Genomic DNA, 17,176 nt, shown 5'->3' on the forward strand with positions numbered 1-17,176 from the left:
CACTACATACTCCAAATTCCGGGCGCGCGTACGAGCGCCCGGAATTTATCATCCGATTATTCCCACGCTGTGGGTCCGGTGTCGCGGTAGTTTTGCGCCAGGAGTTCCAGGTCTAGCACATTGATCGTGCCGTCGTTGTTCAAGTCGGCGGCGGCAGGAGAGGCAGTGTTGTAGCTCATGCCGATGGTCAATGCGTCGAATTGATCGATTACGTTGTTACCGTCAATGTCGCCAGCCAGCAGTGTGATGGTCGGCTTCGTGGTCGTGTTCCCCGGCAGGATGTTGGCAGAACCTTGCGCGGAGAGGTAGCCGCTTGCCGTGGCAATCACTATGTAATTGCCCGCCGGCGCGACGAGGCTAAACGTCCCATCGGGATTGGCGTTGACCGAAGTAATCGCCACGTTGCCGGAGAACAGCGTCACAATCACCTGCTTACCCGCAATGACTTGTCCCGCGAGCGTGCCATCCGGGGCAGATGTGGGAGTGGGCGAACTTTCGGGAGTGAAGGTGAAAGTGGGTGTCGGCGATTCAGCCGGGGTGGAGGAAGCCGTGGGCGTGGCAGATTCAGCCGGGGTGGAGGTGAACGTCGGTGTGGCGGTTTCGCCGGGCTGGGAAGTCGGTGTGGCGGTTTCGCCGGGCTGGGATGTTGGCGTGGCGGTCTCGCCGGGCTGGGAAGTCGGTGTGGCGGTCTCGCCGGGTTGTGACGTTGCAGTTGGGGTGTCACCCGGCGCCGGCGTAGAGGTTGCGGTGGGTCCGCTTCCATTGACGGTGAGATTCATGCCAGTGGACGGGAGGGAGGTCAGCGTGTTATTCCCTTGCGAGACGCGCGCGGCACACTCAATGGAAGTCTCGCCCGCTTGCAACGCGGTTACGTTGAAACTAAAGACTGCTCCGCTGGCGGTCGCTTTGTTGCCGTTACTCCCTGCAATTGCCACAATGAGCGCGCCGGGCTGAGGCGTGTTAATGGCGACCGCAGGATCGGCCCCAAAGAAATTAGTGACGACCGGAGTTCCCACGCTGACGAGGCTGGCATCAAAGGTACACGTAAACTCCGCGCTGGTATATCCCTCTGGGGGAACATTATTCAAATTTACGGTGACCACGGCAACTTCACCCACGTTCACACTCGTAGGCGCAACCACCGTGGAAACGGACGGACCGGTACTCACCACATCCCGCAGGGTCATGAAGTAAAACCCGGCGCCTGAATCTGGCTGGACCTGCACGTAGAACGTGCCCGCCGATTGGGAGGTGATGAACGAGCCTGTGCCGCGTGTGACTTCAACGCCGTTCGCATCCTGCAAGATAAGCAGGGGCACAAGGTCTCCAGCCGCCGTGTTGGCTTTCACCTCGAAGGTGTGCGCTTCGGTCAGTTCGAGCCGCCATTTTTCATGGATGGCAGACGATACGAACCCGATGAAGGTGGCGTCCCAGATATTCAGGTTGCGGTTGATGACAATGGGATCCTGAGGCACAGAGGCAGGCGAACTGGCAGAGACAACCTGCCCGCTTCCAAATGTGCTGAACAACAGCGCGATCAAAACAAAGACTTGAAACCGACGTTTTAAATTCATGATTTTTACTCCTCTTCTTAAACGTGACATATCAATACAATGAATATGTTCTGCTTCCATTGTATGACCGAGGTTACGAATCACGCGTTGCAGTAAAGTTGCCGCGAAGTTGCAAAACGATTGCGCACTGTGGAGGACTTTTGGGTGAGGCGTGAATGGATTGCATCCGTTGAATCGATGTGCATTACCTTAAATCCTGATAGAATGGGGAGGAGAAAGCCCTTCGCGGGCTTTTTTGATGTCAACATGCGCCGTCGACTTAAGTCGGCGCTATTCAAGGATGCCTTCATGCACTACAACCTCCGCCTATTCTGGCGCACATTCTATCGTTCGTTCTTTGCTTCCAAAAATACGCCCGCCCCGCTCAATAACAAACGGATCATCTTCCTGACCCTGTTTTATCTGGTCTGGCCCCTCGGGTCGCTCTTCATCTGGCTCTGCTTCTGGCTCGATGACATCTTCTTCCCCGGCTACAAAACGCATCCGATCGAGAAGCCCCTTTTCATCATCGGCAATATGCGCAGCGGCTCTACCTTTTTGCACCGCCTGCTCTCGCGCGATACAGCCACATTCACCAGCCTCACCACATGGGATATTTACCTGACGCCGTCGGTCACACAGAAGAAGTTTACCCAGTTTGTTTCGAGGCTCGATAAAAAATTCGGCGGGTACCTCCACCGCGCGCTCTATGCGTTCGACCGCCGCACTCTGGGTCAGATCAAGATCCATCCCATTTCGTTCTTCCAGCCTGAAGAGGATGAAAACGTGTTGATGCATGCCTGGGATTCGCTGTGGGTTACTTTCCTCTTTCCCTTCATGGATGAGTTTCCCAACTACCAACACTTCGACGAAGCCCTGTCGCCCGAGCGCAAACGAAAGATCATGGCATTCTATAAATCCATGCTGCAACGACACATGTACGCCACCGGTAAAAAATACTACGTGGCAAAGGCTCCCGCATTCAGCGCCAAGATCGAAACGCTGATCGAGTTCTTCCCCGACGCGCGCATCATCTACCTCGCCCGCAACCCGCTCGACATGCTCCCCTCCACAGTGTCTTGGATCAACTACTCGCGCGGCGTATTCACCGGTGGATTCACAAAATATCAATATCTGGATGAAATCACCGACCTGACCCAACACTGGTATCGCTATCCGCTCCAATACCTCGACGCGCATCCCTCCCCCAGATATCTGATCCTCAATTACGACGGTCTGATTCAACGCCCCGAGCAGGTCATCCGCGGATTTTACGAACAATTTGGCTACCCCGATAAACCGGGGCTGGACAAGATCGTGGACGAAGCGGTAAAAGACACGCTCGCCCACCGCAGTGACCACACCTACTCCTACGAGGAGATGGGCTTCACTCGAGAGAAGATCGTCGAAATGTACGCGGACATCTTCGAACGTTTCGGCTTCGACAAGCGCGAAGAAGAAACGTCTATTCGGCGCTCGCAGGTTGTGACAGTCACATCGATCGAATAAAATCAGGTCAGGCGTTTGCCTGACCTGATTTTTTACTTCTCCTTGCGGGTCGTCTTTGGCTTACGAGGCGGAGTTTCTGCTTTCGACTTTTTTCGGCTGACACTTTTAACTTTTACGGTTTCACGTTCCATGGCCGGTAGCGCAGTAATCGCGCCAGCCGCCATCGCTTCCGCGCCTTGACCATCGACCTGATACTCCTCCTCCCAGTTTTCGGCGCCGGGGAAATTAATGGCGTTATAACGGATCATCAACAGAATCGCCCCGGCAACCGCCATCAGCGCGGCGACCACCATCGAATAGCTGATGCCCGTCTCTCCAATCTTCGGCTGGTCTGGGCGGAAAAGTTCGATCCACGCGCGACCGATGCCGGCGAGCAGGAGCCAGCCGGCGAACATTGTTCCGGGCTTGAGTCCCTTTTCATAGCGGCGAGACAGCCATAACAGGAATCCCGCCGCGGCAAAGTTCCAGAGCATTTCGTAGGCAAACGTTGGGTGGAAGCGGGTAGTCTCCAGATAATTGATCACCGCGTCGATCGGTTGATCGCGCATTTCAATCGGGGTCTGATAGGAATATTGGGTTGAGATCTTCAGCCCCCACGGAAGCGTGGTGGCAGGACCATAAAGCTCCTGGTTGACGAAATTGCCGAGCCGCCCAATGCCCTGCCCGATCAACATGGCGGGACCGATCGAATCCAACACCAGCCAACGGTCAACGTTGTATCTGCGCAACAGCCAAAATAATGCGATAGCGCCAAAAAGAAAACCGCCAAAGATATGCAAACCGCCATTCCAAACCCGAAGGATCTCGGAAGGGTTATCCATGTAGATTCGGTTACCGCCAATCGTGGCATTCATTACATACCACAGCCGCGCGCCCACGATACCGACCGGCAACACGCCCAGCGGCAAGCCGAACTGGAAAGCGCCAAACGGAAACTTCATCTTGGGTCCAATATCGACCCAACCTACCAGCACATCCCAGATCACATCGCCATTGCCGCCGCGCCGGATCAATTCCCGCTCGGCAATTAGCGCTCCGACGATCACGCCCGCCATCACGATCACGCCGTACCAATGCAGGGAAAAATTACCAATCGAAAAAATAATAGGGTTAATCATTCATACCTCAAACGCTGATTTTTTGAAATTATAACATTGCAATCCTTCGCCACTTGTCAACCGCGCAATCAGGGTTAGAATTGGGTGATGCGCTCTTTTGAACTCAATATTTTCATCAACCGTCCGCGGGACGAGGTGTTCGACCAACTTGCCGAACCGATCAACATGATCGGGCTTCGTCCGCGGCTGACGACGATCGATGTGCTCAAGGAACAGAAAGATACGGCGGGCGTGGTATTACGCCCATTCTACACAGTGGAGACCTATCGCTGGGCTGGGCTACCCATCTTCCGGAGCCGCATCTATCTCGTCATTCACCTGACCCACCCGAAACGAGCGCTAACGATTCGCTTGTATGGCAAATTTGGAACCCGTATCGCCTTCCATTACGAATTCCATGAGGTGGAAAACGGCAAAACACACCTGGTGCAAAGGGTTCAATTCGAGAAGGTGAACAGACTGGTCGAAAACCTTGTCTACAATGAGGCAAATCACAGCCAGCGCGCCTTGCTCACAAACTTGAAAGTTCGCCTCGAAAAGTAGTCAACCGCTTGCCTTGCAAAATCTACCGTGCTATAATCGCGGCACATCCCCAGTTACTTTACAGCCTACCAATGTGTCATCAGAATGCTTGGTTATTCAACCTGCGCGGGTGACACGCCCGGCAACATCTTGATAGAAAATCCAAATTCACCTACAAACTAAGGGAGTCTCCCGATCCAGCGCCGAACTTCGGCGCGTTTGGGGCGTTCCCTACGAACAATAATCCCACCTAGAGAAAAGAAACATGAAGATACTTGAATTAGAAAACGAACCCCTCTCAAAACTACGAGCGTTGGGAAAATCGCTGAATATTCCCAATTCGAATCGCCTCAAGAAAGAGACGCTCGCCATGATGATCCGCGAGGCGGAGGCGCAAAAAGAAGGTATCGAACTGCGCGGCGGCATCCTTGAGATCATGAGCGAAGGCATCGGTTTCCTGCGAGCCACGAATTACCGCATTAGCGACCAGGATGTGTACGTCTCGCAGGCGCAGTTAAGGCGGCACGACCTCCGGGCTGGCGATCTCGTCATTGGGCAGGTGCGCCCGCCGCGTGAAAGTGAACGGCATTTTGGTTTACTCAAGGTGGAATCTATCAACGGGCTCGATCCTGAAGAAGCCTCCCGAAGACCTGCGTTCGAAAACCTCACCCCAATCTTCCCGGACAAACGTTTTGACCTCGAGACCGATCACGACACGCTCGCCCCTCGGCTGATCAACCTGATCGCCCCCATCGGGCGTGGTCAACGCGGTCTGATCGTATCTCCTCCCAAGGCGGGGAAAACAACCATCCTCAAACAGCTCGCGAATTCGATCTCAACAAAATATCCCGATGTGCATTTGATCGTCGCCCTCATTGGCGAACGTCCCGAAGAAGTGACCGATATGGATCGGTCGGTGGATGCCGAAGTGGTCGCCTCCACCTTCGACGAGCCGGTCACCTCTCACGTGCGCACGGCGGAACTTGCCTTAGAGCGCGCTAAGCGCCTCGTGGAGATCGGTCGCCACGTGGTAATCTTAATGGACTCGATCACCCGCCTCGCCCGCGCGTACAACCTGGTCGTCAACCCCAGCGGGCGCACCCTCTCCGGCGGTATGGATCCTTCGGCGTTGTACCCGCCCAAGCGGTTTTTCGGCGCGGCGCGCAATATCGAGGAAGGCGGTTCGTTGACCATCATCGCAACTTGTTTGGTAGACACCGGCTCACGCCTCGACGACGTAGTCTACGAAGAATTCAAAGGCACCGGCAACATGGAATTGCACCTCTCGCGCAAACTCCAGGAACGGCGCATCTTCCCCGCTGTGGATATCGAACGCTCCTCCACGCGTCGCGAGGACCTGTTGCTGGGTCCCGATATCCTCCAACGGGTCTGGCTCATGCGGCGTATGTACATCCAGATGACTTCGCCCCAGCCGCAAGGCGCCGGCATGGATCAATCTGTCGCCACCGAAGCGATCGTCACTCGTTTGGATAGGGCGCGCAACAATCAGGAATTCCTCGAAAACCTCGGCAGGGATTCGTAACGATACACAGACTCAGAAATGTCGAAAGCGATTTCGTTCCTCAAAGAGAATAAATTCTCCATCGTCAGTTGGGGCGTGACACTCGCCCTGGCGGCCGGGATGATCTTCGGCGCGCTGGCGTGGAAACAGGCTCACACTCCGCAAAGGCTGGTTGCTCCCGCAGCGACAATGGCTCCACAGGAGAAACCGGCCAAGGTGGCGATGCCAGCCTTACTTGGGTCCGATCCGTTTGCGTCCATTTCCAGAGATATCCAACTGAAGACAAACATCCCCGCAGATAAACCTCGGTATAAGCCGGTGGAATATCGCGTGTCGCGCGGCGATTCGATCTTTGCCATTTCCAAATCGTATAATGTGGAACCAGAGACCGTGTTATGGGCAAATTACGATGTGTTGCAGGACGATCCGCACAGCCTGAAACCGGGGCAGGTTTTGAGCATTCCCCCCACGAATGGAATTTATTATCAGTGGAAGGCGAACGATACCTTGCAATCGGTTGCCGCCGAATTCGACGCGAACCTCGACGATATCATCAATTATCCGGGCAACAATATCGACCTGACCGATCCCAAGGTTGACTCTGGTTCGTGGGTGATGGTGCCCGGCGGATCGCGTGAATTCGTGCAATGGCTTGTGCCGACGGTAGGCACCGGCAATTCGGGGACGGGTAGTTCCCCGACCAGCCAAAGCGCCTGCCCCGGCGGCGCAGTTGGCAGTGGCGGCTTTATGTGGCCCGCCGACGCCCATTCGCTCTCCGGCAATGATTATTGGAGCGGGCATCTCGGCCTTGATATTGCGGCTGGCGAGGGCGCGCCGGTCTACGCGGCAGACAGCGGCGTGGTCACCATGGCTCAAGGCGGGTATAACTACGGTTACGGCAATGTGATTCAGATCGATCACGGCAACGGATATTCGACCGTGTACGCCCACTTAAGCACCATTGGCGTATCGCCCTGCCAAAGCGTGAGCGCGGGTCAATGGATCGGCGCGGCGGGCAACACGGGCAATTCACAAGGCGCGCACTTGCACTTTGAAGTGCGTCAGGGCGGCGGTTCGATCAGTCCGTGGTTTGTGCTTCCCTAGAGTATTCGATGAACCAAGCCTCGCTTCACTCTCTTCTTTCAACTATGGGGCTCGGGGAAATCAAGTATTTCAGTTCCATCGGTTCGACGAACGATGAGGCGCTGGCGTGGGCAAACAAAGGCGCGCCAGACTTTTCCGTTGTGATCTCAGACGAACAAACGATGGGACGCGGCAGGATGGACCGTCCGTGGTTCACGCCTGCTGGCACGGCTCTCGCATTCAGCTTAATTCTGCGCCCAACGGCCGCTGAAAGACCCTTTCTTTCAAGGTTTGTCGGGTTAGCCGCCCTCTCCATTTGCAAACCGCTTCAAAACTTTGGTTTGAATCCCCAGATCAAATGGCCCAATGATATTTTGTTGAACAACCGCAAGATTGCGGGTGTGTTGATCGAACTGGTGTGGGCTGGGGACGATATACAATGCGTGGTGATCGGCATCGGGTTGAATGTTCTCAAACGGGCGGTTCCCGATACCGATGTGTTGCGCTTTCCCGGTACCAGTCTCGAAAACGCGTTGGAGCGCGAAGTGGAGCGCGAAGAAGTTTTGCGCGATATTCTTGCCGCTTTCGTATCCCTGCGTCCCGAATTAGGCTCGGATGATTTGATGAATCAATGGGGAACGGCGCTCGCCTTTCGAGGCAAGCAGGTGCGTGTGGAAATGGGCGCCGGTAAATCCGTGGTCGGGCGCCTCGAAGGGATTCTTTCCGATGGCAGTCTGCGAGTGCGCGATGACAATAACAAATCCGTGACAGTACAATTTGGCGATGTGAGCCTGCGCCCGTTCACGGGTATACTTATTCATAACAGGTAACCATGTTCGATAATTTACGCGAATCAGCATCCGACTCCCCGTTCTACGAGGAGGAAACCAACGATCTGTATAGAGAACCGGCATCCAAGCCCATGGATTCGATTGCCGCGCCAGCCCCCCGCAAGCGCGGGTCGCGATTCCTGGGAATGAATGGCGCCCAGCGTTTTTTTCTTTCCATGATGCTATTCTTCATCGTTTGCCTGTTGGGCACACTGGCGATGTTGCTCCTCGGCAAGATGGCTGTGTTGTAGCCTGTAAGAGTTTATACAAAAATCCCGGGATGATCTCCCGGGATTTTTTATTCGTTCGTTCCTCTTAAAGCGCGTTTCTTAGAGGCATGGAAAAAAGAGCCTCAGTCTCAGGGAACACCGAGTTCGCAGAGACTTTGAAAGAGTTTTTTCAGCGTTCTCTGCGCGCTCTCCCGAAGGACATCGGGACGATGCGTGGCAAAGAAAGAGTTATGAAACATGCTCTTACATCAACGGCTGTTGAGGGTCAGGCTTTTCCTCTTCCATCATTGCCGCGCCCGCCTTTTTCATATCCTCGGCAGAGATGCGCGCCACCGACGCCACATAATCTCCCTCTTGCGGCTTGATGAGATGCACGCCTTTGGTGGCGCGTCCGGCTGTCTTCACCGTTTTGTTCTTGATGCGGATCGTCTGCCCGTTGGCGGTCATGATCGTGAGATCGTCGTCTTGTTGAACGACGCGCGCCGAGACGATCTTGCCGATCTCCTTCAATGCTTTATTGTCGATCGTGGCGATGCCGCCGGTGGCGCGTCCCTTGGATGAATATTCTTTCAAGGGAGTCTGCTTGCCAAACCCGCCGCTGGTGACAACTAAAAGCGAACCATCTTTCTCGACCACATCCATACTGGTGACCGCGTCATCTTTCTTGAGTTTGATTGCCGTCACGCCCGCGGCTTGCCTCCCCATCGAGCGGATCTTGGATTCGTTGTAGCGAAGCGCCTGTCCATTTTCAGTGACGAAGATGAGATCGTCCTTGCCGCTGGTGACGCGCGCCCAGCCGAGGTGGTCGCCGTCTTCTAAATTGAGGGCGATCAAGCCGGAAGGTCGGACCGACGCGAATTCTTCCATGACAACGCGTTTGGTTTTGCCGCGCGCCGTCGCCAGGATGCAAAAGCCATGCGCCGAAAAATCCGAGACGGCGATGGCGGCGGTGATACGCTCATCGCCGTTCAACGCCAGCACGTTGACCAGCGGAATGCCTTTTGCGGTTCGATCCGCGTCGGGGATTTGATAGACCTTCTCGCTGTACACTTTCCCTTTGTCGGAGAAGAACAACATCGTGTCGAGACTGCGCGCGGGGATGAGCGCGACAACTTCATCTTCTTCTTTCGTCTCAAAGCCTTTCACGCCGCGTCCGCCGCGACTCTGCGAACGGAACGCCGATGCCGCCACGCGCTTGATGTAGCCGCGTTCGGTGAGGCTGATCAGCACGGCTTCATCTTGCACAAGATCGGCTTCGCTGAGGGATTCTTTGGCTTCTGCCGCGATGCGCGTGCGGCGATCGTCGCCGTATTTTTCGGCGAGTTCGTTCAAATCTGTTTGGATGAGCGCGAGGATCTTTTTCGGGTGGGCAAGCAAATCTTCGAGGTAGGCGATCTGCTCGGCGACTTGTTTATGCTCCTCTTCGATCTTCCAGCGTTCGAGCGCGGCGAGGCGGCGCAACTGCATATCGAGGATCGCCTGCGATTGCAGGTCGCTTAACTTGAAGCGCTTCATCAGGTTTTGCTTGGCAACGTCGGCATCTTCCGATTCGCGGATGGTCTTGATGACCGCATCCAAATTGTTCAGCGCGATCAAGTACCCGTCGAGGATGTGTTGCCGCGCGCGCGCTTTCGCCAGGTCAAAGTTCGTGCGGCGGACGATGACCACCTGCCGATGCTCGATAAAAATTTGCAACGCGCGTTTGAGCGGAAGCGTGCGCGGCTCGCCATCCACAAGGGCTAACACTTGCGCGCCGAAGGTTGTTTGCAGTGAGGTGTATTTGTAAAGTTGGTTCAGCACCTTCTTGGGTTGGGCGCCGCGCTTCAATTCGATGACGATGCTCATGCCGCGTTGATCGGATTCGTCGCGCAGGTCGGAGATTTGGTCAATTTTGTCGTCGCGCACGAGTTCGGCGATGCGTTCGATCAATGTCGTCTTGTTGACTTGATATGGAATTTCCGTGATGATGATCTCGTGCCTGCCGCCCTTCCCCTCTTCGATGTGTGCCATACCGCGGACAACGATACGCCCCTTACCGGTCCCATACGTCGATTCGATCCCCTCGCGTCCGACGATGATACCGCCTGTTGGGAAGTCGGGTCCTTGCACGAACTTCATTAAATCTTCGACGGGAATGTCGTCCATCCTGTCGTGGTTATCGATCAGATAGTTGATGGCATCCACCAGTTCGCGCAGGTTGTGCGGCGGGATATTGGTCGCCATGCCGACCGCGATGCCCGAGGTCCCGTTGAGGAGCATGTTCGGAACCCGCGCGGGCAGAACAAGCGGCTCTTCGAGAGAATCGTCGAAGTTGGGACCGAAATCCACCGTGTCTTTATCGAGGTCCGCCAGCATTTCTTCCGCCAATTTTTGCAGGCGGGCTTCAGTGTAACGCATCGCCGCGGGCGCGTCGCCGTCAATGGAGCCGAAGTTGCCCTGCCCATCCACGAGTAGGTAGCGCATGGAGAAATCCTGCGCCATGCGAGCCATGGTTTCGTAGACCGCCGAGTCGCCGTGCGGATGGAATTTACCCAGCACCTCGCCCACGATACGAGCGGACTTTTTATAGGAGGTGTTCGAGCGGATTCCCAGTTCCTGCATGGCGTACAAAATACGCCGGTGGACGGGTTTCAGCCCGTCGCGGGCGTCGGGAAGCGCGCGCGCCACGATCACGCTCATGGCGTAATCGAGGTACGCCGAGCGCATCTGGGCGTCTATATCTACGTGTTCGATGTTTCCAGATTGGGTGGTTTCTTCTGCCATGTTTATCTCATAGGAAGGGATTTCGGCATAAAAAAGACACGAAGGACGAATTTCTGCGACTTCGCGTCTTAACTAATGAAAGGTCTGCCTGATTTTTCTCTGATTATACCACTGCCCCACCCTAACCCTCCCCAAATTCCGACTGAAGTTCGTCGGAATTTGGGGAGGGTGCCCGCAGGGCGGGAGGGGTAACAAAAAACCCGCCTCTCAGCGGATTTCAACCTGCTACAATGCCGAAGGAGGGATTTGAACCCTCAAGAGATTGCTCTCACCACGCCCTGAACGTGGCGCGTCTGCCAGTTCCGCCACTTCGGCTTACGTGCGGCTTGAATTTTATCTCAAAGGCGGGTTTTGTCAACGCGGGAGCGCACTGACAGACCTCCATGATTCAACAGGACTTACGCAGTTGAATTTGTTGCGCCGTAGTTGCACTGCGGCGGCGGTACAACTGCCCGCCAACTGCGTAACGCCTATTCAAAACTTCGACCAGTTGGAATCGTATGAATTTTGGAACATACTTTTAGCGCTCAACGTCAAGTCAATGTTCTTTGCGCGTTTGAAAAGCGACTCCATTACAGTACCGTTAGGGGATGGAACTTTCAAAATAAAAAGATGTTTAATCAGTCATCAGAGAAAGGAGTAGCCATGTTTATCGCCGCAGTCGCAATCTGTTTGCTCTTGTTCGCGGCTCTTGCCGCCGCAGACCTGCTCGTCTCGAACAGCAATTCAGACGAGTTGAGCAACATGGGTGTCGAAAAAAGACCATGATCGGCGACACCCACATTCCCTAGCCCGATGCGAAATCGAAAACGCATTGGGCTATTTTGTTTAATGGATCTCTTCCGCATGATCGTCCGCGCGGTGTTGGTTGAGGGTTTCAAGTTTCAGGCGTCGCCCTGAGCTTGTCGAAGGGTTTCAGGTTTCAGGCGTCGCCCTGAGCATGTCGAAGGGTTTCAGGTTTCAAGTTTCAAGTTTCAAGTTTCAAGTTTCAAGTTTCAGGCGTCGCCCTGAGCTTGTCGAAGGGTTTCAAGTTTCAAATAAAAGCGGAGATTGGGCAATCGCCCAACCTCCGCTTTTTCATTCCGTGAATCCGTGACAAAGTCCGCTTACCAGTTCATTTACGATTTTGTCATTCCCATTCCCCCGCCTCCCTGCTACAATGGCGCACATATTGCCGAGTAACACAGAATCGTCGGGAGGGCTTTTCATGCACGCTTTCAAAAAATTATTCTACGCATTTCTTTGCGCCAGTTTGTTGACTGCCGCGCTGGGGATACAACCCGCTTATGCCGCCAGCATCGTGGTGAACAGCGCCGCAGACACCGTCGCCAACGACGGCGCCTGCACTCTGCGCGAAGCCATCACCAACGCCAACGCGAACGATCAATCCGGCTCGACGGATTGTGCCGCAGGCTCCGGCGCGGACGCGATCACCTTCGCCGCGAACTACATCATCACGCTCGGCAGTCAACTGCCCGCCATCGCCACCAATATCACCATCAACGGCAACGGCGCGGCGAACACCATTATTGAGGCGAATGTCGCGCCCAACACCGCCACCTACCGCGTTCTGGAAGTGGCTGGCACAGGCAACCTGACGCTCGACGGCGTAACCATTCGGAATGGAAAGGATAGCGACGGCGGCGGGATTTACAACTCTGGAACTGCGACGATCAGCGCCAGCACGATCAGCGGAAATACGGCTGACAACGGCGGCGGCGGGATTTACAACTGGGGAACTGCGACGATCACCATCACCGCCAGCACGATCAGCGGAAATACGGCTGACGGCGGCGGCGGCGGGATTTCCAACTATGGAACTGCGACGATCAGCGCCAGCACGATCAGCGGAAATACGGCTAACATGGGCAACGGTGGCGGGATTTCCAACTATGGAACTGCGACCCTCACCGCCAGCACGATCAGCGGCAATACGGCTGACAGCGGCGGCGGGATTTCCAACCGCGGACCCTTGAGCGTAACGAACAGCACGCTCGCGGGCAACTCCGCCACCAGCGCTGGCGGCGGAGCCCTGAGAAATGGCAACGCCAGCATAGCGACTTTGATCAACGTCACCATCTCGGGCAATGCCAGCACTTCACAAGCCGCCGTCTGGAACGAGAGCGGCACGCTCCACCTGACCAACACCCTCATCGCCAATTCCAGCGGTGTGACTGCTGTGGACTGCCTCAACAGTTCCGTACTCGGCACGAACGCGAACAATCTGATCGAAGATAACACCTGCTCCCCAGCCCTCAGCGGCGACCCCATGCTCGGCGCGCTGGCGAACAACGGCGGCTTCACGCAAACCTTCGCTCTGCAAACAGGCTCGCCCGCCATTGACGCAGGCACAAACGCGGGCTGTCCCGCCGACGATCAGCGCGGCGTATTACGCCCACGAAATGTGACTTGCGATATCGGCGCGTATGAATACTCGTCCGATGCTACTTTCCCAACCGTCATCACCACCAGCCTGGTCGCTTCTTATATCACCACAGGACCCAGCGCCTTCACCGTCACCTTCAGCGAAAACGTGGCAGATTACGCGGGCAATTCCAACCCCAACGATGTCACCAACCCCGTCAACTACCTGCTCGTCGAAAACGGCGCGGACAACGCCTTCAACACCGCCTCGTGCGCGGGCGGCTTGCTCGCCGACGATACGCAAGTCGCCGTCATCGGCGTGACGTATAACGCCGTCACGTTCACTTCCAACGTCACGCTCAGCGGCGCTCTGCCCGTCGGTGTCTATCGCCTGTTCGTCTGCGGCACCACCTCCATCGTGGATCCTTCGCTCAACGAACTCAACAACGGACTCTCCGATTACATCTTCAACTTCGTGGTCACAACCGCCTCAACTGCGAACGCTTCTTCCCTGCCTTCCACAGGCTTCGCCCCGAACCGTATCACCACGCTCCCCGTCCAGCCCGCCGAACTGGCATACCGCGCCATGGGCGATCTCTGGCTCGAGATCCCCGCGCTCAAGATCAAGTCGGTCATCGTCGGCGTGCCGCAAGCCAGCGATAAAACCTGGAACGTGGACTGGCTCGGCGCGAATGCGGGCTGGCTGAACGGCACCGCCTTCCCCACCTGGAACGGCAACTCCGTCCTGACGGCGCACGTCACCGACACGAACGGCTTGCCTGGTCCCTTCGCCGCCATCAAAAGCCTGACCTACGGCGACAAAGTCATCGTGCATCTGCTCGGTCAGCAATATATCTATGAAGTGCGCGACACGCGCCTCGCGCGCCCCACCTCGACGAGTTACGCGTTCAAGTCTCTGCAAGATCATTCCTATCTGACGCTGATCACCTGTCAGGACTACAACGCTTCGTCAGATAGCTATCTCTTCCGCATGATCGTCCGCGCGATATTGGTGGAAGTGAAGTAGGTTTCAGGTTTCAAGTTTCAAGTTTCAAGTTTCAGGCGTCGCCCTGAGCTTGTCGAAGGGTTTCAGGTTGATAAAAAAAGCGGAGATTGGGCAATCGCCCAACCTCCGCTTTTTCATTCCGTGAATCCGTGACAGAGTCCGTTTACCATAGTCCGCTTTCATTCCGTGAATCCGTGACAGAGTCCGCTCACCAGTTCTACAACGTCCGCACATACCTGAACTGCTTATAGCCTGGCGGGTCGGCGTTGATGGCGGGATCAACCGTCACGTGGAGCAAGGCTGGTTTGCCCGAATCAACCGCCCGTTGGAGAGCGGCGGGCAAATCCCCCACCGCATCCACTTTTTCGGCGTAGCATCCCAGCCCTTGCGCGATCAAATCATAGCGCGTCTCGCCTGAAAGATTTACGCCCTGTTGTTGCTCCGTTGGAATGCCGCCGAAGTTGTGCGCCGAGCGCTCCATGCCCCAGCCGTCGTCCACCGCCACCAGCACGATGATCGGCGCGTTCTCGCGGACGGCGGTTTCCATCTCCATGATGTTGAAGCCCGCCGCGCCGTCGCCCGTGATGCAATAGACGGGGCGTTCGGGCGCGGCAAGTTTCGCGCCAATCGCAAACGGGATGCCCGTGCCGAGAAAGCCCATCTTCACCGAATACAAAAAACTGCGCGGCTCATAAATCTGATTGAACGCCACGCCCCACAACGTGGTATTGCCGCCGTCCAACACCGTCACCGCATTGCGCGGGAAAAAACTGCGCGCATTGAACACCATCTGCCCAGGGTTGAGTCCGCGCGCGGGTTGCGCCATCAAAAATTGGATGCCGTTCGTCATCGTCTCCTGCGTCAACGCGCGATACCGCGCCAGGTCGGGCATGTCACTACGGGCGGCGGTCTTCGCCTTCACTTTGGAGAGGATCGCCTTCAGCGCCGATTTCGCGTCGGCGACGATGCCCACATCCACAGGGCGATTCAACCCGATGGAAAGCGGATCGGAATCAATTTGAATTGTTTTCTGTTTCTCGGGCATTCCCCACGCTGGAGGCGAACCCCAACCGTCATACTCGCCCAGCCGCGAACCGACCACGAGGATCACATCCGCTTCATTGCGCGCCAGCGACGTGGCTTGCATATCGAAGAGGAAAAAATAATGCGGGTGGTCTTCGGGGATCGCGCCGCGCGCGCCCATGCTCGAACCCATGCCCGCCGCGAGATAATTGCCCAACTCCAAAAATTCAGCGGAAGCCTCCGCCCACAACACGCCCTTGCCCGCGTGCAGATACGGCTTCTTGGAATTCGCCAGCAACTCAGCCGCCTGCTCGATCCACTCTGGATCGCCCGCGCCCATATCCACTTTGCGATAGCGCGCAGACGGATACACAGGGACTTTCTCGGCGTCAATTTTCACGCTCATCAATTCATCGGGGATGGCGAGGAAGGCGGGACCAGGTCTGCCCGTGAGCGCGGCGCGGAAAGCGGCGCGCACCATCTCAGGCAGTCGCTCAGGCTGACGGACCAACGCGCTATATTTGGCGATCGGTTTCGCCATCTCGACGAGGTCGGTCGCCTGCCACGCGCCGCCCCGCTCAGGGTCGGTGGTGAGGCGCCTGCGCGTGCAGGCAATCGCAAGGATGGGATGTCCCTCCGCAAACGCGCTGGAAACGCCCGCCAGCATATTCGCCGCGCCAGGTCCTGGCGAGCCGATGACCACGCTCGCCTTGCCGTTCGTGCGCGTGTAGCCCTCCGCCAAATGCACCGCGCCTTCTTCGTGTCGGCAGTTGATGTGACGGATGCCATAGCGCGCGGCGTGAGCCGTGAACGGGATGTGCGCCCCGTCAATGATGCCGAACATCATCTCGATGCCCTCGGCTTGCAAACACTTTGCCAACAGTTCTCCAACGGTTATTTCAGTCATGTTGTCTCCTTTTTAATTGGACGCGGATAAACGCTGATTGCGAAGCGTGCGGAGTTTTTTTTCTTTTCTCTTTCTCCGCGTTCATCCTGCTCGCCCGCGTCCCACTTGATAATTGCTTCCTTTTTAATTGGACGCGGATAAACGCTGACTGCGAAGCGTGCGGAGTTTTTTCTTTTTCTTCCGCGTTCATCTTGCTCGTCCGCGTCTCATTTGATAATTGCTTCCTTTTTAATTGGACGCGGATAAACGCTGACTGCGAAGCGTGCGGAGTTTTTTTCTTTTTCTTCCGCGTTCATCCTGCTCGTCCGCGTCCTATTGATTATTTCCACGTTGGAGTCTTGCGCTCATTATCATACGCTTTTCGGGCAAATGTGGGTTTTGGACCGAAGTTGAGCAAGAGACCCACTTCATAAGGCGTAGCTCGCAGGTAATTCAAAAGTTGAGCTTCATGCTCCAACAAAAGACGGCTTGCCGCTTTCAACTCCACAATCACAACATCCTCAACAAGCAGGTCTGCAAAATATTCGCCAACAATCTGCTCTTGAAAATATACAGAAATTTTCACCTGTTGTTGAACCTTCAATCCCATTGCAGTTAGGGCAATCACCATCGCATTTTCGTAAACTTTTTCAAGGAATCCATAGCCCAATTGTGGGTAAACCACTTTGAAAAACGCGTGCAGTATCTTATCTGTGATATCCCTGTGCTTAAGATCAATTTGAGTTACCATGTTCATCCTTTCATGA

General features: G+C 55.7%; 13 protein-coding genes and 1 tRNA gene. 8 read left to right on the forward strand and 6 right to left on the reverse strand.

The window, feature by feature from the left end:
- Positions 1 to 56: 56 nt before the first annotated feature.
- Positions 57 to 1,574: a dockerin type I domain-containing protein gene (locus tag AC16KF_RS16750; RefSeq protein WP_484038498.1), complete on the reverse strand. Its 1,518-nt coding sequence runs from the start codon at positions 1,572 to 1,574 to the stop codon at positions 57 to 59.
- A gap of 288 nt (positions 1,575 to 1,862) precedes the next feature.
- Between AC16KF_RS16750 and AC16KF_RS16755 the strand changes: the two genes are divergently transcribed.
- Positions 1,863 to 3,062 carry a sulfotransferase family protein gene (locus tag AC16KF_RS16755; protein WP_484038499.1) on the forward strand — a complete coding sequence of 400 codons (1,200 nt, stop codon included), beginning with the start codon at positions 1,863 to 1,865 and terminating at the stop codon, positions 3,060 to 3,062.
- A gap of 32 nt (positions 3,063 to 3,094) precedes the next feature.
- Here AC16KF_RS16755 and lgt read toward each other — a convergent pair whose 3' ends face one another.
- Complete coding sequence (gene lgt / locus AC16KF_RS16760) at positions 3,095 to 4,180, reverse strand: prolipoprotein diacylglyceryl transferase (protein WP_484038500.1); 1,086 nt, start codon at positions 4,178 to 4,180, stop codon at positions 3,095 to 3,097.
- Between the two features lie 87 nt (positions 4,181 to 4,267).
- Between lgt and AC16KF_RS16765 the strand changes: the two genes are divergently transcribed.
- The 5 genes from AC16KF_RS16765 to AC16KF_RS16785 all read left to right on the forward strand — a co-directional run bounded on the left by AC16KF_RS16765 (position 4,268) and on the right by AC16KF_RS16785 (position 8,388).
- Complete coding sequence (locus tag AC16KF_RS16765; RefSeq protein WP_484038501.1) at positions 4,268 to 4,723, forward strand: SRPBCC family protein; 456 nt, start codon at positions 4,268 to 4,270, stop codon at positions 4,721 to 4,723.
- Positions 4,724 to 4,967: 244 nt separating this feature from the next.
- Positions 4,968 to 6,245 carry a transcription termination factor Rho gene (rho, locus tag AC16KF_RS16770; protein ID WP_484038502.1) on the forward strand — a complete coding sequence of 426 codons (1,278 nt, stop codon included), beginning with the start codon at positions 4,968 to 4,970 and terminating at the stop codon, positions 6,243 to 6,245.
- An 18-nt stretch (positions 6,246 to 6,263) separates the two neighbouring features.
- Positions 6,264 to 7,328 carry a peptidoglycan DD-metalloendopeptidase family protein gene (locus tag AC16KF_RS16775; protein ID WP_484038503.1) on the forward strand — a complete coding sequence of 355 codons (1,065 nt, stop codon included), beginning with the start codon at positions 6,264 to 6,266 and terminating at the stop codon, positions 7,326 to 7,328.
- Positions 7,329 to 7,336: 8 nt separating this feature from the next.
- Positions 7,337 to 8,137: a biotin--[acetyl-CoA-carboxylase] ligase gene (locus AC16KF_RS16780; RefSeq protein ID WP_484038504.1), complete on the forward strand. Its 801-nt coding sequence runs from the start codon at positions 7,337 to 7,339 to the stop codon at positions 8,135 to 8,137.
- A 2-nt stretch (positions 8,138 to 8,139) separates the two neighbouring features.
- Entirely contained in the window at positions 8,140 to 8,388 is a 249-nt protein-coding gene (locus AC16KF_RS16785; protein ID WP_484038505.1) for a hypothetical protein, read from the forward strand.
- Positions 8,389 to 8,610: 222 nt separating this feature from the next.
- Here the strand turns inward: AC16KF_RS16785 and gyrA are convergent, their stop codons facing one another.
- Complete coding sequence (gene gyrA / locus AC16KF_RS16790) at positions 8,611 to 11,130, reverse strand: DNA gyrase subunit A (protein WP_484038506.1); 2,520 nt, start codon at positions 11,128 to 11,130, stop codon at positions 8,611 to 8,613.
- A 231-nt stretch (positions 11,131 to 11,361) separates the two neighbouring features.
- A tRNA-Leu gene (locus AC16KF_RS16795) sits at positions 11,362 to 11,445 on the reverse strand.
- Positions 11,446 to 11,775: 330 nt separating this feature from the next.
- Here AC16KF_RS16795 and AC16KF_RS16800 point away from each other — a divergent pair.
- Together AC16KF_RS16800 and AC16KF_RS16805 are read left to right on the forward strand one after the other, a co-directional pair.
- Positions 11,776 to 11,898 (forward strand): hypothetical protein, encoded by a 123-nt coding sequence (locus tag AC16KF_RS16800; protein WP_484038507.1) that lies wholly within the window; start codon positions 11,776 to 11,778, stop codon positions 11,896 to 11,898.
- A 439-nt stretch (positions 11,899 to 12,337) separates the two neighbouring features.
- On the forward strand, positions 12,338 to 14,521 hold the full coding sequence (locus AC16KF_RS16805) for a sortase (protein ID WP_484038508.1): 2,184 nt from the start codon (positions 12,338 to 12,340) through the stop codon (positions 14,519 to 14,521).
- Between the two features lie 196 nt (positions 14,522 to 14,717).
- Here the strand turns inward: AC16KF_RS16805 and AC16KF_RS16810 are convergent, their stop codons facing one another.
- Positions 14,718 to 16,430 carry a thiamine pyrophosphate-binding protein gene (locus tag AC16KF_RS16810; RefSeq protein ID WP_484038509.1) on the reverse strand — a complete coding sequence of 571 codons (1,713 nt, stop codon included), beginning with the start codon at positions 16,428 to 16,430 and terminating at the stop codon, positions 14,718 to 14,720.
- 319 nt (positions 16,431 to 16,749) lie between these two features.
- Positions 16,750 to 17,160: a GxxExxY protein gene (locus AC16KF_RS16815; protein WP_484038510.1), complete on the reverse strand. Its 411-nt coding sequence runs from the start codon at positions 17,158 to 17,160 to the stop codon at positions 16,750 to 16,752.
- Between the last annotated feature and the right edge of the window lie 16 nt (positions 17,161 to 17,176).

It is taken from the genome of Candidatus Defluviilinea gracilis, assembly GCF_057138825.1.